Genomic DNA, 22356 nt, shown 5'->3' with positions numbered 1-22356 from the left:
TACGCATCAAACATTTCCTTCCCAGTTTCATAGACATGGTAATATGGAGCTCCCAGTATCTCTATTTCACTTAAAGATAGCTCCTTCTCTTCATAGTCAACCAATACTAGAAACTTATCTGGATATTTTTCCCGAATTTTCTTAAAAGGAATTGTTTCCATTATTTCCACCTATTAAACTTTATCTAACTCAACACCATCAAAGGCCATACTAGTGTCAGTTCTGTGTCAGATATTCCCAAACTACCTACTTACTTTACTCTGATTACTATATAAGCGGCTCATCAAACTCAACTTCATTATCTAACGACGAAACGCCGCTACTCGATGCACTAGGATCATACTCACCTTCCTCCCAACGGCTAAGAATCCCCTTAACCTCGGCTAGCGGGCGAGCGTAATGCTTCCTCGAATGCTCAATACACCTATCACGAAAATGGCGTTTGGGAATATCCATATTGAGAGTCTTGCCAGAAAAGGCTTCCTTGATCTCTCCGTCGATAGACATTTTGATACAAAAATCGCGCACGCCAAGATTTATAATATCCCTCTCACTAAAACGAGGATTAAACTCATTCTCCACCATGTGGGCATCCTCTCCTCCCAGTCTAAAAGAAATGAGCGAACCAACATTGCCAAAAACTGTCTTGCGAATCCGCTCGTTAAGCTGCCCAAGGAACTGGTTGGCCAATGTTAGATTCAATCTATACTTGCGAGCCTCGCTCAATATCTCATCAAAAGTATCAGTAGCAAAGTTGTGAAATTCATCTACGTAAAAGTAGAAATCTACCCGCTCATCCTCGCGAACATCCGCCCTAGACATAGCCGCTTGATAAACTTTAGTAACGACAATAGCTCCCAGAAGAGCGGCATTTTCCTCGCCCAAAATTCCTTTTGATACTTTCATCAGAAGAATTTTTTTCTTGTCCATTATGTCGCGAAAATTAAACAAGTTTTCTGGCTGACCCACAATGTTGCGAATCATATTGGTGGCGACAAACTGCCCTACCTTATTGAGAAGCGGGGTAATCGCCTCATTGTCAAACTTCTCTGACCAGCCCGCAAATTCGTTGACCCAAAAGTTTTTTACAACATTATCCTCAATATTGCGAACTATCATTTGGCGATAGTTCTTGTCGCTAAGCATTTTTAGAATCGAAAGAACCGTGGTCCCCGGCGTGTCCAAAAGGGCCAAAGTTGTGTAACGCAAAACGTGTTCTATTCGCGGCGACCAATTGATTCCAAAAAGCCTTTTAAAGATTTCAATAAAACCAATCGTTACCCGCATTTTTAATTCTTCGGGAACTTTTTCTAAGGGATTAAAGCTCGCTGGGAAATTGAGATCCGACGGATCAAAAACAATCACATCTTTAATCCTTTCTTCGGGAACAAGCCTTATGACATTTTCAACTAGGTCACCATGTGGATCGAGCACTCCAACGCCTTGCCCAGTGTCGATATCGTTCTTAATAAGAAGCTCCAGTAACTTCGACTTGCCAGAACCAGACTTGCCCACAACGTATAAGTGCCGTCGCCGATCGGATCTCTTAATGCCGAAGGGAACTCGCTGATCTCTGAAATTAGTGCAGCCAAAAAACGAAATAGCCAGGTCACTTGGATCTGTGGGAAGATCTTGCGGTGGAGCCTCTTTTTTTGACAATACGTGTACCAAATTTGGAACTTCCTTGGCACTAGGCAAGTGGAACAAAGTTGCGAGTTCCCTAGTAGATAACAAAAACCCGTTTAGCAAAAACCGCCGAGAAAACTTTGGTAAATCAACCAATCGCCTTATCTTGCCCGCCCTAATTTGGTTTAGATCTAGGGAGTTAAAATTCGACATCGCGCCTATGAGCGCTTTAAGGCGAGGCGTGGGATCTATGTCTGGATCGTTGCTAATAGCGGCAACTCGCACATTAGCTCTAAACAGCCTTCCTGAAGTCTTTTCTTCAATTCTATTTTTAAAAGTTTCAGAAACACCTTTTTTAAACCAATATTTAGTTCTAAAAATATGCCGTATCTTATCCACTTTCTTGCGAACATTTAGAACTAAATGATGAAAGCCAGAATCCCTTTCAGCTCGAATTACAACTTGGACAATCGCTAGCTCGCCAGGGACGCATTTGGACAGCACGCTAAGCAGACCAGATAGCGAGTCGCCCTCAAATTCCCGATAATCCTTTAGTGGGTATAAGTCATTCCGAACAAGCGAAATCTCGGAACTCACAAATCTCATCTGCGAACCAAATTTCTTAATAAAATCCGATACTTCCATTACTTCTGCGTCTGATGCAATTGCATAAATCTGGCCAATTACCACTTGAGCCACGACATCTTCGGCCGTAATGCAAAATGCAATGTTTTGCCCTATTGCTACTAGCTCTAAACTAACTTGCCCGCCTCTTAAAGTTTCGTGCAGTTGAGTAAAGAGATCTTCGCTGGATGCGGCGGTTAGCACAGCGTCATGAGAAATTTTGACGAGATAAGTCTTCATTAAATTACTTAAACAAAAATTTCACAGATAGATCAAACGCAAAAAAGTGAGATATTTTGACTAACAATTTCAATATATTAAATTTCCTTCAGCGCTCTCAAACGGCTTTATAAATTTTTCCTCGCAATAATTTAACGCATAAAACATGTATTTTATGCACGTTTAGAAATAGAGCTAACATAACAGTACGTGTAGGGCAAAAACTGCTACAGCAAGTGCCTGAGCAGGCTCATTATAGACATAAGAATCAAGAAAGACGAGATTATAGCCAATGGAATTAACAAAAGAGGTAGAAGAAAAAGGGTTTTTCGAGCAATTTGGACTTGAACTAAAGTGCTGCGAGGTGGAAGTTGGCCAGACTTACCCGATTTTTGGCATGATAACGAAAGTCTTCGATGACAACCACGATGATGTTTCGGTAGAAATCAATCACTACATTATAGCAAAGATTAAGCTAATCGATGCGGAGAAACTTGAAATCCTGAAACAAAGAGCATTTGAAACGGGAATCTTTGTTGCCACGGTATTAGCCAAGGAACCTCAAGTTCAATTAGAGTGCAGAACTATAATCTTTGGGCGGCCCCAGGCCTATAACGCTTAATCTGAGATCAGCCTTCTAGCATTTGTGCAACAACAGGCAAGAAGTGTATACTTGTATTAATTGAATACAAGCGATTCGGGAAAGCGACAACATGAAGACTTTGCACAAGAACGAAACATCCTCTAACCCACAGCAGCATAAAACCCGTGAAGCCAAAGCTCTAGGTTTTTCCCATGGCAAATCAAAAAAGACCAAGTCCTCTAATTGGAACGAGATTATTGACGTTGTTAAGAGCTTAGGCTTGCTAATCGCAATAGCACTTCTTCTTCGCGCTTCGGTGGTCGAAGCTTTTAAAATTCCTTCTGAATCCATGAAACCTACGTTACAAGTTGGCGATCACATCCTAGTAAATAAGTTGAGTTACGGTCTTAGGCTCCCCTTTATTAAGGAAACCGTTTGGCAGTTAAGCAAGCCCGAACGGGGGGACGTAGTGGTTTTTACTCTTCCAGACGATCCAAACACAGCAGAGATAGACGAGTCGGACACAAATATCATTAAGCGAGTGTTGGGGCTTCCTGGCGAAACGATTGAAGTACGAGGAACTTCCGTATTTATCAATGGCAAGCTTTATGAAGACCCACAAGCTCATTGGCTGCAAGGCGGCAGAAAGGATTTTGGACCAGTGCTTGTACCCGACGACAAGATCTTACTGCTTGGAGACAATAGAGATTTTTCCAAAGACTCGCGTTACTGGAGGTCTCCATTCCTAGATATAAGCCGTGTAAAGGGAAGGGCTTTTTTCATTTATTGGTCTTTACATCATTGGCGTAGAATCTTTCACACCGTGTCTTAGCTTGCTTAATTGGAAGCGTTTTGAACAGAGCGACGTTAAGCATTTATATTCACATCCCGTTTTGTGTACACAAATGCCCCTACTGTAGTTTTAACTCATTTTCGTTCGAATCTGTCTTGCGCGCCAATGGCACTTCGGCGCAGCAAGATCCGCATGATCTCGAACGCGCTTACACAGAGGCTATAATTGCTGAACTAGAGTACTTCGCCAATAACTCTGCCTGGAGCAGACAAGAAGTCCAGTCGATCTTTTTTGGCGGCGGCACTCCTTCGATTTTCTCTGCCAGCTCGATTGAACTAATACTCCGTGCAATCGAACAAAACTTCCAGCTTGCAACAAACAACGAGATAACTATTGAGGCTAATCCGGGAACGCTAATTGAAGAACTTAGTTTAGAAAAACTTCTTACTTTCAAGGCAATGGGCATAAATAGAATAAGTTTAGGGGTTCAAAGCTTTTCGGAGGAGAAACTTAAAAAACTGGGAAGAATTCACTCCGCTAAGGATGCTCGAGATGCCATTCTTTGCTGCAAAAAGGCAGGGTTCACCAACATTAATTTGGATTTGATATTTGGAATCCAGGGAGAACGCTTAGAACAATGGGAAGCCGACATTACACATGCCGTAGCACTCGAACCAAAACACATTTCAATCTATGGTCTTACGATCGAAGCTGGAACAGAATTTTTCAAGCGCTCACTAGCAAAAGAAAAAATCGCTGCAAATGACGCTTTAGTTGCCAAGATGTATGGGCTCGCTCAAGTCTCACTGAGGGAAAATAACTTCGCGCAATACGAAATTTCCAACTATTCAAAAGAGGGTTTCCAGTGCAAACACAATCTGCGTTATTGGTCCCGCGACAATTACCTAGGAGTTGGAGCTGGAGCTCACAGCTTTTCAAACGAAACCATTTGGCAAGGCAGCAAACTTAGAAAGACAATTCCTAAGAATACAGCCTGGGGCCAAAGGTGGACCAATCACTCAAATCCACTCACTTACATAAACAAGATAAACCAAAGCGCGACGGCGATAAAACAACTGGAGACACTAGATAAAAATCAAGCCAAGCTAGAATTCTTCTTAGTAAACCTACGCACAAAAAAGGGAATCTGCCTTGCAAACTACAAAAAACTATTTAAGAGCTCCATGCTTGAAGATCAGCATTTTGCGATTCAAAAGTTACTTAGCAACAACCTCATACAGCAATTCGACAACAACCTCGCCCTAACAGACAAGGGATTTCTTTTTGCCGATAGCGTTTTAGAGGAGTTTGCAAACGGCGTAGCATAATGGACGAATAATAAGCGTATCGCACTGCTAGCCTTTCAAAAAATCCGCCACGATGCTAGAGCTCGCCTAGCGATACCAACTCTATCTGTCCTTTCGAAAAAGTTGTTAGCTTCCGATGTTCTAAAATCCCCTTTACGACTTGGGTGCCATCAGCTGGAAGAATACTTACTTCTAGCATGCGTTCCCCTGGCGGAACCTCGATCTCTTCAGCAACAAAAATAGGCCTCTCGGCGCGAAGACCTCTGGGGCTCAACTCTTTAGAAAAAACCTCCGAGTCATCTAGTCTTATTCTTAACTGATAACTCAAAGGCACTTGTTCGCACACTTCTCGCTGACGCATGTGCTGTGGTAAATTGGCAAATTCATCACTAGTTGCGGCACGGCATTTAAGCCTGGCTGCACTGGGAAGCCGAACTATAACGCGCAATAAGCCATTATGTGCCTCCTCGCCCATGGGAAATTGGCTGAAACAAGCTATGAGACACATTAATGCGCCAGTCGCGATAGTTCGCTTAACAAACCATACTCCTCGTTCCATGCGCGTCCTTTTGGCATCGACGTGCTCTACGTTAGTGCTGACAAACGCAAGAAGACTATCTACTGATTCAGCTACTTGAGCACGTTCACTTGGAGAATGCGGCGCTATGTCAATGCGTCGCCGATCTATTTTCTTGTCTAAAAATGGCACCCTTTTAGAAAAAAGCCTGCCAGAAACAAGCGTTAATCCATCTCGGTTGCTGCAATTTCTCGCCGCACAACCCAATAACAAAACAGCGCCAAACTTCTCTAATATACGCTCTAGTGCGGTGCTATGAATCGTTCCACAACAGTTAATTGGAAAGTAATGCACTTCCTCTCGCTTGTCTGCGAGATTTTTGGCGAATTCTCCCATCCCATCGTTGTGATTACAGCAAATAATAACGATGTGTCTTAGCGCATCTACACTCGCCTCCCTAGCCAAAAATTGTTCGACAAATTTCATTTGATCTAGACCAGCGCGTCCTGCTGGACCTATAGCAAAGACGTCACAGGATGCCGTACATATCCCACAACTTACACAAAGCCCTTTAGACACCTCAGCAAGCAGATGCTTCCCCTCGGGATGTGGAATCATGCGAATTGCTTCGTAGGGGCAATCCAGGGCGCATTGTGTACAGCCAGTGCAGGTATCAACATTTACTTCAGAAACCGGCCCGTGCTGCGCTCTCAATGGTCGCCACCACCACGGAAGAGATAGGCCAAGTATTAGCAAAAAAACCCATACCCATAAGGCAATTTCAGGCGAAGCGGTATTAATTATAGGCATCCAAAAACCAAAAAACCAATCTGCTTCTGTCCTGCCCACAGCGCCCAATAAATTTGCCTCTGGCAAGAGCACAGCGGGCAAAGCCAGCGACATCAATATTAGGGCAAACAAGCTCCCATAAAAGACTGGCCGAATAGGAAACCACACGGTTCTCGCCAATCTAGCGGTATGAACCCAGGTGCAAAACACCATCCCAAGCGGAACTGCTACGTGCAAGAATAAATTCATAAAGAAAAATGACGACGCCAGTGGCTGCCTTCCGCTAAAAGCGGTTCCCAGTTCATCGCGCAAAAAAGGAAACACCCGCAGCACCTTTGCCCCGGCCTCCACCACGACCTGACCGTGGCGATCCCAAACCATCACATAACCAGTCCAGGCAGATATAAAAAGCGACAGCAATAACACGACGCCACTAATCCACGCCAAAGTTCTCGGCCCCCAGGTTTTTCCCTGAGCCATTAAATGCAAAACATGAAAGAATACGGCGATTAAGACAGCATCCGTGGCATAGCGATGAAGCGCACGAATCCAACGACCTAACCAAACCTGCTCCTGAATCGCCGCAACTGAAGCGTATGGACTTGCAACATCGTAAAACAAGAGCAAATAAAAACCCGTTACCAAAAGCACAAACAGCAAACCGATCGCTAGAGTTCCACTGCGATAAAAAGGATTGTATTCGGAATGATAAAAATAATCGAAAAAACTGTTTAGCGGTCGCAACACCTTTGCTACAGCTTTAGATAAAGGGGGTCGAACAGGAATGCTTTGCTCAGACATTAAACGCTTTTAATTACGGCTTTTGTAGGACCGCCGATACCGCATCACTTATCCAACGAGATGAAGGATTATTAAAGGTATAGGCAATTTTTCCATCCGGCGACAATATAAAAACCAATCCAGGATGAACCACATCGCCGGTTTTTTCGTCTCTCTCGGTTGGAATTTTATAACTTTCAATAACTCCATTAACCTTTTCCACCTCTCCCGACATTACATGGGCATTGGGAGCCAAATCCCACTTTTTTGCAAGAGATGGCAACGAAGTGGGAGTATCTCGCCATGGATCTAGCGTAACGATGAGAAGCACCGTCTCCTCCGCCGGCAAGCTCGCTAGCGCTGCTTTAGTAGAAGAAACCAAGGCCGGACAAATTGTCTGACAATGCGCAAAGGCAAATGTGAGAATTGCAGCCTTCCCATTCATGCTCGCAAGCGATACCTCTTTGCCAAATTGATCTATTAGCAAAAATTCTGGCGCCTCATTGCGACTTCGAGGATAGAACTCGGGAAGTCCTTCTGCATTTGTGGACGTAAATGAGGCTTCCGCAATACCTAAACCCTCCTGCACTCTTCCAGCTACCCAAATAGCCTCTACCGATATAAGAACCGCAACAAATCCATAGAAAACCTTAGCGATAATGCCATTAGAAGATACCCCTCTTAACCCGCGATAAAGATCGCTTCCAATGGCTACCAGTATAGCTACTAAAAATGAACTAGGAGCTAAAATCAAAACCATCCACCCATAAGTATCTGGAAGACCTGTTTCGCTTGTCCCAAAACACGCTGACTGTGCGCGCAACAGCCAATCCGACGAGGCAACAGGAGCGCGATAAAACGCGAAACCCCAAAAAAAGGCTGTTACCACTAGCCAGCCAAAAAAAAGACGCCTAGCAGTAATAGCATGGCGTTCCGATAAAGCTAAATCATCCAATTTTCCACAAAACCGATAACAACTTCCAGTTTACAAAATAATAAAGCACAAAACATGCTAAAAAGATGAATACGAGAACTACCGTACCTGGAGTCCCAGTCTTATGAGTCCTCTCGACCATCGAACCTTTATACGTCTGACTTGGAAGCTTTAATACTCCTTGTGGAATTCCAGGAAGCCCTTTTGCTATACATTCCTCAGTAACGCGTTTGCCAAAAAACACCGAGACTACCGCTGAAGCTATAAACATCAATGCGCCAACAGCGGCTGCCAGCCCTCCAATGCCAAATACTGCCTGCAAAAGATCTACAGCCGGATGAAATTCTACGTGGAAAGGAGCCTGCGCTCCGCTTATATCCCAATGGCGGCGAGGAACTCCAAAGGAACCCATAAAAGACATTGCCATAGACATTACAGTGATTCCTATGCCGAAAACATAAGGCTGAAGTTTCGCCATACCCCAAAATGCAACGCGGCGCTGAAAAATAAGGGGAAGCACGTAATACGTAACGGCCATAAATGCCAATGCAGTGCCTCCAACGACCGTAACATGAAAGTGCCCTGGAATACGCATAGTGTTATGAGCCATCAAATTGATTTGCTCTGTCCCAATCGTAACTCCCGTAATACCGCCCCAAAAGCCAAATATAATGACCGAAAGAACCATGCCCGAAAATCCCGGGTCTCCCCAAGGAGCTTTTCGCAACCACTCAAACGTGCCATGCGTAAACCCACGCAAACGCTGTCCCATCTCAATTCCGGCTGGCACAGTAAATCCATGTATCATACTAGCAAGAACGGCAAGATACATTGCATAGCTAGTGTTCCACACTTTCCAAGCGGGCCCCATACCTGGATCTACTAGCAAATGATGTGCCGATGCCATCGAAATAAAGAGCACATATAGCACAAAAGCAGTGCGGCTAACCTTCTCATTAAGAACCACGCCACCAACTGTTAAGCCGGCCAGCAAGTACCAAACTGATACCATAGCGGCAACATTGATCTGTTGGGATGAATGACCAAGCCCCCACCATATTAGGCGATATATCTGAGCGTCCATGGGCATTAGATTCATAGACCATAACCAAGTTGGAATATATATTATAGCCCCATGAAGAAGAGAAATAATCGCTATTATTGTTGCAGTAAGCGCCCCAAAGGTTACTAACGGCATAGAACCTTCATACGTCTTTTCTTTTTTTGCTACCGCTAAAGACGCATAAAACAATCCACACACTATTAGCGCACCAACCGCGAAAAGAATAATACCTAAGTAATAATTCGGATCAGCCTTAAGAGGCGGATAAGACGTAAAAAGCACATCTGCCTTCCCCGCAAAAACCATCCAATTCACCAACACAGCACCAGCTAGCATCAACAAGAATGCTAGCCACCCCATTTTAGGGGCTGGCAATCGACTGTTTAAGACTACCGGACCAGCAAAGTACAATACGGCCATTTCGAAAAAAATGATAAAAAAGATAAGCATGTTTAAACCATGCGCCGTAAGAAAGCGATAATACATGCTTGCATCTAGAAGATGTATTGCTTGCCAACGAGTAAGTACAAGTCCTAGCGCTGCTAACACGCCGATGAGGAATGTCACTACAGCTACAACGGCATTTACTTTAATCAATAACTCGGCGCTCCTATCGACAGAGAGTCCAGTGATAGGGCATTTTCTAAAACGAGCTGCGAAAGATTGAAGGGTATCGCTCATAAAATTCCTTTTTTTCTATAGTTATTTATTAGTCTTCAACAACTATTTTACCGATCATCAAGTGGTGATTGATGCCACAAAATTCATTACACACCACCCGCAAATCGCCCGTCTCGTTCGGCGTTACTCGCAGCGCATAATCGTAACCAGGCAGCACCTGAACATTGACGTTAATTGGGAAAAGACCAAATCCGTGATTAACATCGGCAGACGATAGATGCAGGGTATACTCGGCATTCTTTTTTAACTTTAGTACCGGAGACCAATTCCACATGCGCGCCAAAAGATAGATATCGCTCCCAGGAGGCGGGGCAACTACAGGAAATCCGTTTTCTTCGCCGACTTTATAATCCTGAATAAACCTATCCGTCCGCTTAACAAATTCTATGGGATCGACCTTAGAGCGAATACCGGTAGGGTTTTGGCCGCCCTTCATGTGCCAAAAAGGCATCATGGCAAAAAGTATCAAGCACCAAATAAAAGCTATAGTTATCCACCGCTTCTCTTGCGTCCCAACAGGAGACCACCAAACTCCCTTTGGAGATACAATCGCCGAATGCAATTCACTAGCCATGAACCCTCCTCGTTAATATTGCCATTACTTTAACGAAATACCTCAAGCGCTACTACGGCAGTTGTCCCGTAGGCAATAATACAACCTCTAATAATCCCCAAATCGTGTAAAAAACAAACATCACCAACAACCCAAGCAACAACAAAATGTATGGGCTATCATACAACCGTTGCAACGCAGGTATTTCTTTGTTGTCTTCGTCATTACTCATAGCTTAAGTCTCCGCAGCAAACTACATTGATTACAACAGCAGCCCAATTTTCAGTCGGACGAACTATACTACTTTTGCGGCAAACAGTCTTTAAGTTTTCGCCAAATATTTAACTTACTTTCCGGAGGCGGCTTATACATCAGTCTTGTAGGCTTGGGGGGAGATACGCCATGAAATGATCTATTGATGCTTAGTGCAAAAAAATATAGTCTTCCCGCCGAGGTTTGGCATCTTAGGGTGCTACGACCAGGCGCACTATCAGTAGGATGAGTTTGTTCGTAGATTTCGCGTAAGGGCAATCAAATAGCCTCAAAACAGCAGAAAGCATTGAGGGTTTATAAGGGTAATTAAATCGTGAAAAACAAGTTTAGCAAACAACAAATCTTTACAGCGATAGCAGCCCTATTAGCATCAGGTGGTTTGTTTACTAACATCGCCTACGCAGAGGACGCTACTAATGAGCGCCCACCAAAAGGTGCGCTCGAAAACGGACAGGCTGCTTATCTGGCAAACTGCGCGGCTTGTCATCAACCTAACGGCCAGGGCTTGAAAGGCGCATTCCCTCCGCTAGCAAAATCGGATTTCCTTAAGGCCCCTTACACGGATGCTATTGGAGTGGTAATTAATGGCCGAACTGGCGAGATGATAATAAATGGGGAAAAATACAACAACACCATGCCAGCGATGAGTCACATTAGCGATAATGACATTGCTGATATTTTGACCTATGTTGCAAATACGTGGTCGAATCCAGGTGGAACGGTAACTGCGGATGCTGTTAAAGCCGTAAGGGGAACTACCCAAGCAAAAACTGACCCGGCCCAGGGCCAAGCGCACCCAGACACTCCGCAAGCTGAAGTAACTTATCAGTCTGCGCCGCTAGTCATACCGGCGGAACAAACCAAAGTTGCTGCTGCTGGACCAGCAATAACCAACGAAGAGTTCGAGCGCGCAAAGAAAATATTTTTCGAGCGCTGCGCTGGCTGCCATGGAGTGCTTAGAAAGGGAGCTACGGGTAAACCATTAACACCTGACATAACTCGTCAGAAGGGCACTGATTACCTAAAAGCTTTAATTGACTTTGGTTCACCAGCAGGCATGCCTAACTGGGGTTCTTCGGGAGAGCTTACAAAGCAAGACGTCGACATCATGGCTCGCTACCTACAGCACGAGCCACCAGCTCCACCAGAGTTTGGCTTACCAGAAATGAAGGGCACTTGGAAGATTATCGTTCCAGTTGCACAGCGGCCTAAAAAACCAATGCACAACTTGAATATCAAGAACTTCATGAGCGTAACTCTTCGCGACAGTGGGCAGGTAGCGGTAATCGATGGCGATACGAAGAAGATAGTCAGCATACTCGATACTGGCTACGCAGTGCACATATCGCGTCTCTCTACTTCCGGTCGCTATCTATACACCATTGGGCGCGATGCCAAGATTAACTTGGTCGATTTATGGATGTCGCCGCCCAAGACAGTAGCGGAAATTAAAATTGGCCTCGAAGCCCGTTCAGTGGAAACGTCTAAGTATAAGGGTTACGAAGATAAATACGCAATTGGCGGTTCATATTGGCCTCCACAGTATGTAATAATGGATGGGGCTACGCTTGAGCCACTGCGCATTGTTTCTACTCGTGGAGTTACCGTAGACACTCAGGAGTATCATCCGGAGCCACGAGTTGCTGCAATTGTGGCCTCGCACGAACACCCAGACTTTATCGTAAACATCAAGGAAACAGGTCAGGTATTATTGGTAAACTATAAAGATATTGAAAATCTTAGTGTAACCACCATCAACGCCGCTCGTTTCCTACATGATGGCGGTTGGGATTCGACTAAGCGGTATTTCCTGACGGCAGCAAACAAGTCCGATAAGATTGCGGTTATAGACTCGAGAGAGCGATCGATTGAGGCGCTTATAGATGTGGATAAGATTCCTCATCCTGGGCGTGGAGCAAACTTTACGGATCCTAAGCTTGGGCCAGTCTGGGTAACAAGCGCATTGGGCAATAGCAAGATAACGATGATTGGAACGGATCCTGCTCGACACAAAAACAATGCCTGGAAAGTCGTTAAAGTCCTAGAGGGGCAAGGTGGGGGATCGCTCTTTGTTAAGACTCACCCGAAGTCGAAGAATCTTTGGGTGGACACCCCATTAAATCCGGACGCTAAGATTAGCCAGTCAGTAGCAGTTTTCGACATTGCTAATCTCGATAAAGGTTATGAAGTGTTGCCGATAGCCGACTGGGCAGACCTTGGGGCTGGACCAAAACGCGTTGTTCATCCGGAATATAACGAGAAAGGTGACGAAGTATGGTTCTCGGTATGGAACGGACAAAACGAAAAGTCAGCTATAGTAATCGTCGACGATAAGACTCGCAAGCTAAAAACGGTGATTAAAGATGAAAGGATCGTAACGCCGACTGGCAAGTTTAACGTCTACAATACTATGCACGACATTTACTAATTCCTAGAGAAATCGCATTAGTAAAATTGCTAATGCGATTTGAGACTAAGGCCACTTAATTTTTTAAAATTAAGTGGCCTTTTTTATTGCCCTAAACCGCTTTCCGCCGCACCGCTAAAGCAATACCAGCGAAAACAAGCACCGCACTAATAATCTGAGCTTGAGTTAAGCCCCAGGCTATTATAGGTTCTATGCGAATAAACTCTACCAGGAACCGAGCCAAGCCAGATAGAACTAGATAGTATCCAAAGAAACTACCAGGCAGTCGAGCACTCTTGCTACATTGCATGCGTGTCAGCAGAAAGGCACTTAAAAAAGCGAGAATCGTTTCGTAAACCGGAGTTGGATGGACGTTGATTCCTGCTGGCGTCGGAACTACGCCAAGGCTGTAGCTTACAGCCCACGGCAGGGTTGAGTACACACCATAATCTCCGTCCCCCGATAAGTGACAGCCCAATCTACCAACCGCATATCCAATTAAAAGTGGAACTGAAGCGAGATCGGCAAATTGAAGGAAGGGAATATTTTGTCGGCGCAGAATAACGTAAATGCTAGCAGCGCCAAATATTAGAGATCCGTAGAACACGAAGCCAGCACTGGCAAACAGCATACTAATAGGATCGATTAGAAACTCTTGAGGATAACTCAAGATAAAAAAAACGCGAGCCCCTATTATTCCCCAAAGGGCCGCCCAAAATACTATGTTGTCAGCAAGACTCTTGTCATATCCAGCTTTTTCCAAATTATTTGCAAGACAGTATCCGCCCGAAAGGATACCGAGAACGAGCATAAGCCCAAAACTATAAATCGGAAGTGAACCCAGTTTGAGAACTATTGGCAACATGCGCGTTATCTATTAAAAGCTCGGATACCATTTTTTTAAACTCTTCAGAATCCCAACGTCTATCGCTAACGATCCGCACCACCTTACCCTTTGATTCCGGTTCAGCAACATTTAAAAATTTACCCTGTGCGTCGAGAAAATAGCTTTCTGGAAAAGCCGTAACTCCAAATTCAGCCGCCATTAGCATTCTTGCATCATGCAATATAGGGAAAGTAATGCCGGACTTTTTAACGAATTGAGCAAGAAACTGCGCATCTGAGTCCCCGCTAACTCCTAACACCACTAAACCCTGATCTTTAAAACTTTGATATAAACGCTCCAAAGCACCCATTTCTGCGACGCAAGGAGCGCACCAGGTTGCCCAGAAATTGATGAGCACAACTCTGCCTTTAAACTCAGCGAGAGTCCGCACATTCCCACTTAGATCATTAAGCGATATCTGAGGAGCTGCTTGTCCGGCCTTAAAACGAGTAATCGGGAGTCCGTTTTGGAAGCTATCGGTAGTAGAGTCCCGCGTATTGCAAGCAGCAGAACAAATTAACAAGCATGAGATAAAACAACGCCGTAGGATAGCTCTGACACAAGGAGTAATCTTTTTAAGACTCTTAATACAAGCCACTAGGACTTTATACCATAGCGCTTCTTAAACCTATCTACCCTACCAGCCGCGTCGACAATCTTTTGCGTTCCAGTGTAAAAGGGATGACAACCGCCGCAGACAGCGAGTTTAATTTCGCTAACAGTGGAACGGGTCTCAAAACTATTTCCACAGCTACAAGACACTTTGCAGTCGGAATAATTTGGATGAATATCTTTCTTCATAACAGTAGGCTTCTTAAATTAATGATATTAGGACATGTTTTAAAAACACGCCAATTGAACTTTCATTGATTCTATATAAATAAAGGGCTAGATTACCCGCTTTAAATCTTCAGTCAAGCCTTTCAACGTAAGGATACTAGTGCTTTGGTTTATTTTTTAACAGAAAGTGCAAGGGACAAGCTATACCTGGGGCTTTTTTCTTTCTTTAAGACCCTATTGCGGTTTCTGCCTCCCAGGTTGCTAATATCAGTAACTAAGCAAATAGGGATATTGATTAAGATTTTTTGCCCTAGAGAGGTAAAACTAGCCACGCGACAACTTGAGCTTGCTCTAGAAGTCCCTAAAGAAGAACGTAGCAAAATAGTGAGGAATTTATTTCGGCACGTGGGAGAATCGATTGGAGAGTTGCTTTTGATAGATAGACTAGAAGTGACTCCTTATATGGAAGGAGCTAAAAAGCGAAAATTTCCATGGCAAATTTCAATTTCTTCGCCATCTACTGCTTACGTTCAGAAAGTAATTAACAGCCCCAAGGGAGCTATTGGACTGAGTGCTCATATAGGGTGTTTCGAGTTACTAGCTGCTTATTATTGTGCAATCGGCATGAATCTAACCGTGGTTGGAAGAACGCCTAACTACTCTTTTCTGGAATACATTTTGCGGAACTTAAGGCTTGCCTATGGGACAAAGACCATATGGCGCAACGAGCTAAACTCCGGACAAAAAATTCTAAGAGCCCTAAAAAAAGGTGGTACTGTAGCCTTTCTAATTGACCAAGATACTAGCCTAGACAATGCCTTTTCGCCATTCTTTGGTTTGCGAGCTGCAAGCCCATTTGGCCCAATCGTTATAGGGCTTAAGTACGGGCTACCTATATTTTCATCTTTCATTATACGAACTGACGCGTTGACTCACGAAGTTCACACGAAACAGATAGACTACTCGAACATTTTCGACTCTTCGAGCGACAAACATTCCCGTGAGGAAATCATGCTTGCAGCTCAATACGTATTGGACATATACAATAAGCGCTTGGAAAAAGTAATTCGAGAGCATCCGGAGCAGTGGATTTGGTGGCATCGCAGGTGGCGGCGCAGGCCTGGAATCGATTACAAGAAGGAACCACATAAGCTGCCCTCCTACCAGGGATACTTGTCGTGGCTGTCGGAGATTTTAGAAAAAAGGAATGCCGGTGAGTTGCTTGAAAACTATTAATTACATCTTTGTTGCCTTTTCCATTTTTTTTCTTTCTGCCTGTCACTTTTACTTTGGCAAGTTTAGTTGGTCTTTCTCTTATCCCGGTGCGCATCGCGAACTTGCGGAGAAGTTGCGCCAAGAAGGAAAAGCAGATGAGGCAATTGCTCACTATAGGAAACATATAGACGAGCGACTTGCCGACAAACACCGCAAGGATTCTGAGAATCCATACTTTTATTACATTCTAATCGGAGACATATATTTAGAAACAAACCGACCGACCGAGGCTTTGGCGTTTTACAAACAGGCGGAGGAGTCGCAAGTTCAAAGAGAATTTGTAATTGACCGCCTGCGACAAGTAGCATCTTATTTTGAAAACGAATCCTCTAAAGAAAAAGCAATTGAATTACTGCGTGCCAATCGAGACTTAGATCCCCTTCTCTTTGACGCAGACATAGATCGCATACACAAAGAAATAGTTAAAAGCGAACTAGAAGGCGAGGAAAATAAATAACTACTCATTAACCGTAGGCATAAACAATTACAACTATTGTTTGTCTATAAACCAGCCCTATCCAACATGAGCAGGTTTAGCATAGCTAATTTACTCGCATGATTTGAAACTCCCGTCTCGGGAAGCATAGCAGCCTTAGTTAGCCACTGCCTCGCCCGCGCGATATCGCGGGCATTTTCTGCCGCGATGATTTGCAGAACTGCGGCGTTATTAAAAATAGCAGCGTAAATATCGGCATTAAACCGCTTCTCGACAAAACTAGCCGCATTCTTAAAGGCAGCTAAGGCACATTTTAAAGCTGCTGCCGAATAGTATTGACCATCGGATATATCCTTTGACTCAAGCAATCCAAGATAAAAAAGCGCTGCCGAACGCGGGGCGAGAGTTTTCCACGGTCCATCAATTGATATGGCGTTATACAAAAAATGTTTTCTTATGGCATCCACGTCTTCCCGACCTCGCGCGACAGAATCCCCATCATTTCTCCTAAAACCGTTTGCGTCCACTAAAAAAACTTCTCCTAGGCCCTCATCCTTATCTATGTGCGGACCTATTGCTCGAGCCATCCAAGCCAAGAAATGCCGCCCTAGTTCGGGCGTTGCACCAGGGAGATTGATTAAACCCGGATGAGTTGAAAAAACTAGTGGGACTGGGAAAAAATCTGGCTGCACCACTAGTGAATTTTTGCTTAAATTTATTGAATAATCTTTAGCCTCCTTGGCTAGCTCTTCAGTATTAGTTTGCTTAAAAATAAAGCCAGGCTCGTCAAAATACGAAGACCTATCTGGAACTATTACGCGAAGCCACTCGGCTAAACCGTGAACGAGAAATATTGCTGAAGATCGCTTTTCTAGCCAGCTCTCAGCCTCTTCGTCGTGACTAAAGCTTCGCTGAACAAGAGCCATGCGAGGCAAGGAGTACGTTTTAGCAATCTCGTTGTAGCGCAGATACAGATCTCTCCCTAAAAGCCCATCTTTATCGGCCTCCAAGCGAGACAGGTAGACCAAACTATTATTAGAAACACTTGAACTAAATGCGCGCACATTCAAGGCACCAACGAGCCAGAATAGCAATGCTGTAACAACCAAGCCTAGCGGAAGACGAAACCTCGTGTTTCGAGGCAATTTCCGGAGCGCCAAAAGAAACAGCGGAAAAAGAAAAGTCTGAACATCTTCTAAATAAAAATCAAATCGAGGCAGCAGAACGCAAAGAAACACCAATAAGATAAAAAATATGGTCCAACTAACGCTAAAAAATTTGTTTGCAATGGCGAGCAAGCGCGTCACAGTAAATAATTCAGGACTTGAAACATTGTTTGCTTGCGAGTTATCGGAAAGCAGCAATCTTGCCTTATTCATAAAGATATATGCCAAGAACAATCATCAAATATTGCATGAGAACGAATTTTCTATAAAATCACTACCCATGTCAGCAAAGAAACTAAATCAAACAGTCACAGTTGCCAAGCGCAAGGAAAAACCAGCCATAACTAGGAACGATCTACGCGAGGAGACTAGGCTTTCCGAGTTTATTCATAAATTTTGTCATGAAATAGACAATCCGCTTACGTCTATTATTTCGCTTGCAAGTCTCGTTCAACAGATAGCAAGAAACACAAATTTAGCAGATGACTTTCGCAAGAAAATTCCATCCTACTGCGTTGCGTTATCGCAGGAGGCGTGGAGAATTGCGGCACTCGTAGAGGAGCTCTTGTTTATATTATCGGCTCGAGAGGATTGTTATAAGGGAAATGCCCTAAACGATATCCTCTGCTCTTCCCTAGCAAAAATTCGCGACGACGAAAGCTACCAACAAATAGAAACTACGGTAACAACTCCGACGATTTCGCCAATAATTTTGATGAACGAGGAACAGTTGCGCTATGTTATCGATGAGGTTCTCAATAACGCTCATTACGCAGCTCTACATGCATTGAGCGAAAGGATCACCGACGACAATAATCTATCAGTAGAGCCAATTCAAATTTCTGTAACTCAAAAAGACAACCGAAGCGTCGTATCGGTTAAGAATCCTATTCGCTGCCCCAAGCACATTGCGCTAGAAAAATTATTCGAGCCGTTTGTTTCCACTTATCAGGACAACAAGCATCCCGGGCTTGGCCTTGCAGCAGTAATGGCAATCCTAGAACGCGCTGGCGGCAGCATACAGCTCGAAGAGGAACACTTAGAAGGCGGTTCTTTTAGTTTTTGCACTCGAATTTGGTTGCCCACCGCTAACGTTACGACAGTGGTTAATGAAGTCGAAACACAACAATCCACGCTTGAAACGCTCAGAGAAGGTTTCGTTGGAGACTGCAATCAGGCGGCACAAGAGGTATCTGTCCTCATAATAGAAGACGACCAAACGGTTTCATCAGCAATAAAGAAAATCATTGAATTCGAGGGAATTTCTAAACGCACTGCGGAGTGCACTTGTGTCGACCACGCACAAGCATTTTCGCTCCTCACTGCTGGAGAAACCTTTGATGCCATTCTTTGCGACCTCAACTTAGCAGGCACGAGTGGACGACATATCTATGAGTCAATCTGTCAAAACTGGCCCAATCAAAAGAAACATTTTGCATTTATTACAGGAGACTCGTACAATAGAGAGACGCAGGCTTATTTAAAAAGCTGCAAGCGGCCGTTCTTGCATAAACCCTTTGAGCACAATCAGTTAACGGCACTGGTGGCAAAACTGATAGAAGCTTGACGTTAATCTGAATATAAACATTTTTTGGCTAAGAACATTTTTTTAAAAAATGGCATTACTAGAGATTCTGACTTATCCTGACCCTTTTTTGAGAACAAAGTGCACTCCTGTTCAAAAAATCTCCAAGGACATCGTTAAGCTACTAGATGATATGGCGGAAACCATGTATGCCGCAAAGGGCATCGGACTCGCCGCTTCGCAAATAGGCTCGCCCCACAGAGTGATTGTTCTAGATGTGAGAGAAAGCGAAGAAGGTGAAAATACCAAATCTGCCTCATCTCTCTACAAAATCATCAACCCAACGATTATAAAATCCGAGGGAAAAAGCGAAGGTGAAGAGGGGTGTTTAAGTATTCCAGACATTAGAGAGAATGTCGTGCGCATGGCTAATGTAGTGGTTAGCGGGCAGGATGTAGATGGAAGCAATATCACCATAGAAGCTACCGGCCTATTATCCGTTTGCCTTCAGCACGAAATCGATCACCTCGACGGAATTTTGTTTATCGATCGACTAAGCCGCCTAAAGCGTTCGATGATAAAATCCAAGCTAAAAAAGCATATCTTACCAAATCCAAGCCCCCATAAACTTAAACTTTGATCTAGTTCAAGTATTAATGCGACAGAGCAAATAAACAAAATGCATTCACCATCAAAGCCAACTTTTGTTTACCTGGGCACGCCGGAGTTTGCCATCCCTGCCCTAAAAGCATTGCTTGCGAACGCAGATTGGCATGTTGCCGCCGTCATTACTAGACCAGATAAACCAGCCGGCAGAGGTCAAAAACTTCAAGCTCCTCCAGTAAAAGACTTCGCTCAGGAAAACGAGATTCCAGTTTTTCAACCTGCTTCACTAAAGGATATTAAACTTTGCCATACAGGCAATAAGGAGACCACGAAAGCAAAATGCCTGTCTACCACAAACGCTGAAAATACTTCGTTAGTAGAGTTTCTAAACTCACTACCCCGACTGGATGCCTTTATTAGCGTTGCTTATGGTAGAATCATTCCCGCATCGCTTATAAACTTCCCATCTATAGGCGTAATAAATATTCACCCTTCTCTATTGCCGCGCTGGAGAGGAGCAGCACCTATTCAGCATACTATCTTTAGCGGCGATGCAGAAACGGGTATATCCATTATGCTAATCGACGAGGGATTGGACACTGGCCCCGTTTTTTGCCAAAAAATAGTCGCACTTAAAGGCAATGAGTCTTTTGGTTCACTGCACGCCTTATTGGCTGAACTCGGCGCAAAAGTTTTAGTCGAAGCTTTGCCAGACATTCTAAGCGGAAAACTAACTGCTAAACCACAAGAATCCGAGGGTGCAACGTACGCTGCCAAATGGGATAAGGAGGATACTGTAATAAATTGGCAAGATTCGGCAGATATAATTGCGCGAAGAATTCGCGCATCTTCGCCAGAACCTGGGGGCAGAACTTTTTTTTGCGAGACGTTGCTAAAAGTTCTAAAAGGACATGTAGTCGATAACCAAAACTATCTTCCAGCATCGCCAGGCACTATTGTTGAGAGCAATGCTGGCGAACTAGTTGTAGCGAGTGGAGACGGGCAATATTTGTCAATTGACGAAATGCAATTTCCCGGAAGGCGCTGTCTACCGATTCGGGAAATCGTTAAGGGATACAAGTTTAATATTGGCGATAAATTCGATTGAGAGCGAACTTAATTATGAATAAACCTATCGTAGCACCGTCGATACTTGCCGCTGACTGGGGGTGCTTTAGTGAGGAAGTAAGAAAAATCACAGCCGCTGGAGCGGACTGGATTCACGTAGATGTAATGGACGGACATTTTGTTCCGCCGCTTACCTTTGGGCCACCGGTGGTAAAAGTGGCAAGACAGGCTACGTCATTACCACTAGATATCCACTTGATGGTAGCTGCACCAGAAAACCATATAGAGGAGTTTATACAAGCCGGTGCGGATTACCTCACCGTACACCTGGAAGCCTGCACACATTTGCATAGAATTATTCAGCAAATAAAAAACTGCGGGGCAAAGGCTGGCGTTGCCATTAATCCGGCTACGGCCGTAGAACTAACTCGCGATATAATAAGCGAGTTGGATCTATTGCTAATTATGACAGTAAATCCGGGTTGGGGTGGGCAGTCTTTTATTGCAAACAGCATAGAGAAAATACAACGTGCTAGCGCACTCATAAAACAGTGCAATAAAAACATCATCCTCGCAGTAGACGGTGGGATAGACGAAAAAACTGCCGAAGTTGCCGTTAGGGCTGGCGCAAATGCGCTAATTGCGGGAACATCGATATTTAAACATCCAGATCCCGCAAGAATGATACAAAGTCTTAAAAATCTTCCGCTTGCCTAGCGAAGAACTACTATGCTTTTTCAAGCCCTTCGGGAACAAAATGGGACGTAGTACCGTTATCCCAAAGCACTGTAACCGTAACTCCCGGCTCCTCTATGCCTTCTTTGTTTTCCTTAAGAGTAGTTCGCACAGTTTCCACTCTCACCTTAGACACACTACCAACTGGCCCTTCAACTCCACTGCGCTTAACTCTATCCCCAACTTCAAATTTCTTGCCCATCTATTAGCTCCCTTATCAATTGTCACACATAGCTTTGCAACAGCCTCTAATCTCATATATAGACTAGAAAGTAGCATCCGTAACATGTTTAAACAATTGTTAAGTGAAAATTAATGGCATTACATTAGCGCGGATTGGGTCAGCCATAACGCTTGGCGCGATCGCAGTTGGCGCGACTTTTGGCCGAGTTTTGAGCAATACATATCCGCTCTTAGTAGACATAATCCCGTACTTAGGCGGCGCAATTGGAATAATTGTAATAACTGCTGCCGCTATCAATAGATGGGGAAGTCTAACCCTAGACTCGTCAATAGCTAATAAGAAAAAATTTGCCTACAGATTAACGGCATGCATGCTCACTATTATTCTTGCATGCACCGCCTGCGAACTACTCATCTCTTTTCCCATAGAGCGCGTTCACTTTGTCAAATACGGAACTTTGGCTTTTCTTCTTTTCTTTTCCTTCACAAGCAACAACAATTATCGCCGCTTTGTCGAAAACACTCTGCTCACCTCGCTTGTGGGCTT

Annotated in this window: 23 protein-coding genes; 11 read left to right on the top strand and 12 right to left on the bottom strand. The window is 44.1% G+C overall.

Annotation, left to right across the window (positions count from 1 at the left end):
- Positions 1-161 (bottom strand): hypothetical protein (locus IT291_02765; protein ID MCC6220142.1); only part of this gene is annotated, 161 nt, incomplete at its 3' end.
- 106 nt (positions 162-267) lie between these two features.
- The gene (locus IT291_02760; GenBank protein MCC6220141.1) at positions 268-2490 is read right to left on the bottom strand and encodes a type IV secretory system conjugative DNA transfer family protein; all 2223 of its coding nucleotides are present in this window, start codon (positions 2488-2490) and stop codon (positions 268-270) included.
- A gap of 271 nt (positions 2491-2761) precedes the next feature.
- Between IT291_02760 and IT291_02755 the strand changes: the two genes are divergently transcribed.
- The 3 genes from IT291_02755 to hemW all read left to right on the top strand — a co-directional run bounded on the left by IT291_02755 (position 2762) and on the right by hemW (position 5173).
- Positions 2762-3091 carry a hypothetical protein gene (locus IT291_02755; protein MCC6220140.1) on the top strand — a complete coding sequence of 110 codons (330 nt, stop codon included), beginning with the start codon at positions 2762-2764 and terminating at the stop codon, positions 3089-3091.
- Positions 3092-3182: 91 nt separating this feature from the next.
- Positions 3183-3884 carry a signal peptidase I gene (gene lepB / locus IT291_02750; GenBank protein MCC6220139.1) on the top strand — a complete coding sequence of 234 codons (702 nt, stop codon included), beginning with the start codon at positions 3183-3185 and terminating at the stop codon, positions 3882-3884.
- Between the two features lie 20 nt (positions 3885-3904).
- On the top strand, positions 3905-5173 hold the full coding sequence (gene hemW / locus IT291_02745; GenBank protein ID MCC6220138.1) for a radical SAM family heme chaperone HemW: 1269 nt from the start codon (positions 3905-3907) through the stop codon (positions 5171-5173).
- 55 nt (positions 5174-5228) lie between these two features.
- Here the strand turns inward: hemW and IT291_02740 are convergent, their stop codons facing one another.
- From IT291_02740 to IT291_02720, 5 genes are read right to left on the bottom strand one after another with little or no spacing between them, the layout of a single operon-like run.
- Complete coding sequence (locus tag IT291_02740) at positions 5229-7259, bottom strand: cytochrome b N-terminal domain-containing protein (protein ID MCC6220137.1); 2031 nt, start codon at positions 7257-7259, stop codon at positions 5229-5231.
- 13 nt (positions 7260-7272) lie between these two features.
- Positions 7273-8193, bottom strand: a complete 921-nt coding sequence (locus IT291_02735; GenBank protein MCC6220136.1) for an SCO family protein — start codon at positions 8191-8193, stop codon at positions 7273-7275.
- Positions 8186-9916, bottom strand: coding sequence for a cbb3-type cytochrome c oxidase subunit I (locus IT291_02730; GenBank protein ID MCC6220135.1), 1731 nt, complete (start codon positions 9914-9916; stop codon positions 8186-8188). Before IT291_02730 ends, IT291_02735 begins: the two co-directional genes overlap by 8 nt.
- 28 nt (positions 9917-9944) lie before the next feature.
- The gene (locus tag IT291_02725) at positions 9945-10490 is read right to left on the bottom strand and encodes a cytochrome c oxidase subunit II (GenBank protein MCC6220134.1); all 546 of its coding nucleotides are present in this window, start codon (positions 10488-10490) and stop codon (positions 9945-9947) included.
- Between the two features lie 52 nt (positions 10491-10542).
- Positions 10543-10701 (bottom strand): hypothetical protein, encoded by a 159-nt coding sequence (locus IT291_02720; protein MCC6220133.1) that lies wholly within the window; start codon positions 10699-10701, stop codon positions 10543-10545.
- A 420-nt stretch (positions 10702-11121) separates the two neighbouring features.
- On the opposite strand from IT291_02720, the gene IT291_02715 reads away from it, so the two are divergent.
- Positions 11122-13170, top strand: coding sequence for a c-type cytochrome (locus tag IT291_02715; protein ID MCC6220132.1), 2049 nt, complete (start codon positions 11122-11124; stop codon positions 13168-13170).
- Between the two features lie 91 nt (positions 13171-13261).
- Here the strand turns inward: IT291_02715 and IT291_02710 are convergent, their stop codons facing one another.
- The 3 genes from IT291_02710 to rpmE form a co-directional block, all read right to left on the bottom strand.
- Positions 13262-14014: a prolipoprotein diacylglyceryl transferase gene (locus tag IT291_02710; GenBank protein ID MCC6220131.1), complete on the bottom strand. Its 753-nt coding sequence runs from the start codon at positions 14012-14014 to the stop codon at positions 13262-13264.
- Positions 13971-14558: a TlpA family protein disulfide reductase gene (locus tag IT291_02705; GenBank protein ID MCC6220130.1), complete on the bottom strand. Its 588-nt coding sequence runs from the start codon at positions 14556-14558 to the stop codon at positions 13971-13973. The genes IT291_02710 and IT291_02705 overlap by 44 nt, the downstream gene beginning before the upstream one ends.
- A gap of 74 nt (positions 14559-14632) precedes the next feature.
- The gene (gene rpmE / locus IT291_02700; protein ID MCC6220129.1) at positions 14633-14836 is read right to left on the bottom strand and encodes a 50S ribosomal protein L31; all 204 of its coding nucleotides are present in this window, start codon (positions 14834-14836) and stop codon (positions 14633-14635) included.
- Positions 14837-14980: 144 nt separating this feature from the next.
- Between rpmE and IT291_02695 the strand changes: the two genes are divergently transcribed.
- Both IT291_02695 and IT291_02690 read left to right on the top strand, forming a co-directional pair.
- Positions 14981-16051: a lysophospholipid acyltransferase family protein gene (locus IT291_02695; GenBank protein ID MCC6220128.1), complete on the top strand. Its 1071-nt coding sequence runs from the start codon at positions 14981-14983 to the stop codon at positions 16049-16051.
- Positions 16029-16547, top strand: coding sequence for a tetratricopeptide repeat protein (locus IT291_02690; GenBank protein MCC6220127.1), 519 nt, complete (start codon positions 16029-16031; stop codon positions 16545-16547). The genes IT291_02695 and IT291_02690 overlap by 23 nt, the downstream gene beginning before the upstream one ends.
- Positions 16548-16591: 44 nt before the next feature.
- On the opposite strand, the gene IT291_02685 is transcribed toward IT291_02690, so the two are convergent.
- Positions 16592-17905: a hypothetical protein gene (locus tag IT291_02685; GenBank protein MCC6220126.1), complete on the bottom strand. Its 1314-nt coding sequence runs from the start codon at positions 17903-17905 to the stop codon at positions 16592-16594.
- 67 nt (positions 17906-17972) lie between these two features.
- On the opposite strand from IT291_02685, the gene IT291_02680 reads away from it, so the two are divergent.
- The 4 genes from IT291_02680 to IT291_02665 are packed head-to-tail and all read left to right on the top strand — an operon-like array spanning position 17973 to position 21608.
- Positions 17973-19259 (top strand): hybrid sensor histidine kinase/response regulator, encoded by a 1287-nt coding sequence (locus IT291_02680; protein MCC6220125.1) that lies wholly within the window; start codon positions 17973-17975, stop codon positions 19257-19259.
- 49 nt (positions 19260-19308) lie between these two features.
- Entirely contained in the window at positions 19309-19857 is a 549-nt protein-coding gene (def, locus tag IT291_02675) for a peptide deformylase (GenBank protein ID MCC6220124.1), read from the top strand.
- A gap of 39 nt (positions 19858-19896) precedes the next feature.
- Positions 19897-20931 (top strand): methionyl-tRNA formyltransferase, encoded by a 1035-nt coding sequence (gene fmt / locus IT291_02670; GenBank protein ID MCC6220123.1) that lies wholly within the window; start codon positions 19897-19899, stop codon positions 20929-20931.
- 14 nt (positions 20932-20945) lie between these two features.
- Complete coding sequence (locus IT291_02665) at positions 20946-21608, top strand: ribulose-phosphate 3-epimerase (GenBank protein ID MCC6220122.1); 663 nt, start codon at positions 20946-20948, stop codon at positions 21606-21608.
- A gap of 10 nt (positions 21609-21618) precedes the next feature.
- On the opposite strand, the gene IT291_02660 is transcribed toward IT291_02665, so the two are convergent.
- The gene (locus tag IT291_02660) at positions 21619-21828 is read right to left on the bottom strand and encodes a hypothetical protein (protein MCC6220121.1); all 210 of its coding nucleotides are present in this window, start codon (positions 21826-21828) and stop codon (positions 21619-21621) included.
- A gap of 103 nt (positions 21829-21931) precedes the next feature.
- Here IT291_02660 and IT291_02655 point away from each other — a divergent pair.
- Positions 21932-22356, top strand: a 425-nt coding sequence (locus IT291_02655; GenBank protein MCC6220120.1) for a hypothetical protein, incomplete at its 3' end; no start/stop codon positions are given.

Source organism: Deltaproteobacteria bacterium (assembly GCA_020845775.1).
GTDB lineage: Bacteria > Bdellovibrionota_C > UBA2361 > SZUA-149 > JADLFC01 > JADLFC01.
Note: the sequence above shows the minus strand (reverse complement) of the source record. Positions and strands in the feature narration are given on the sequence as shown.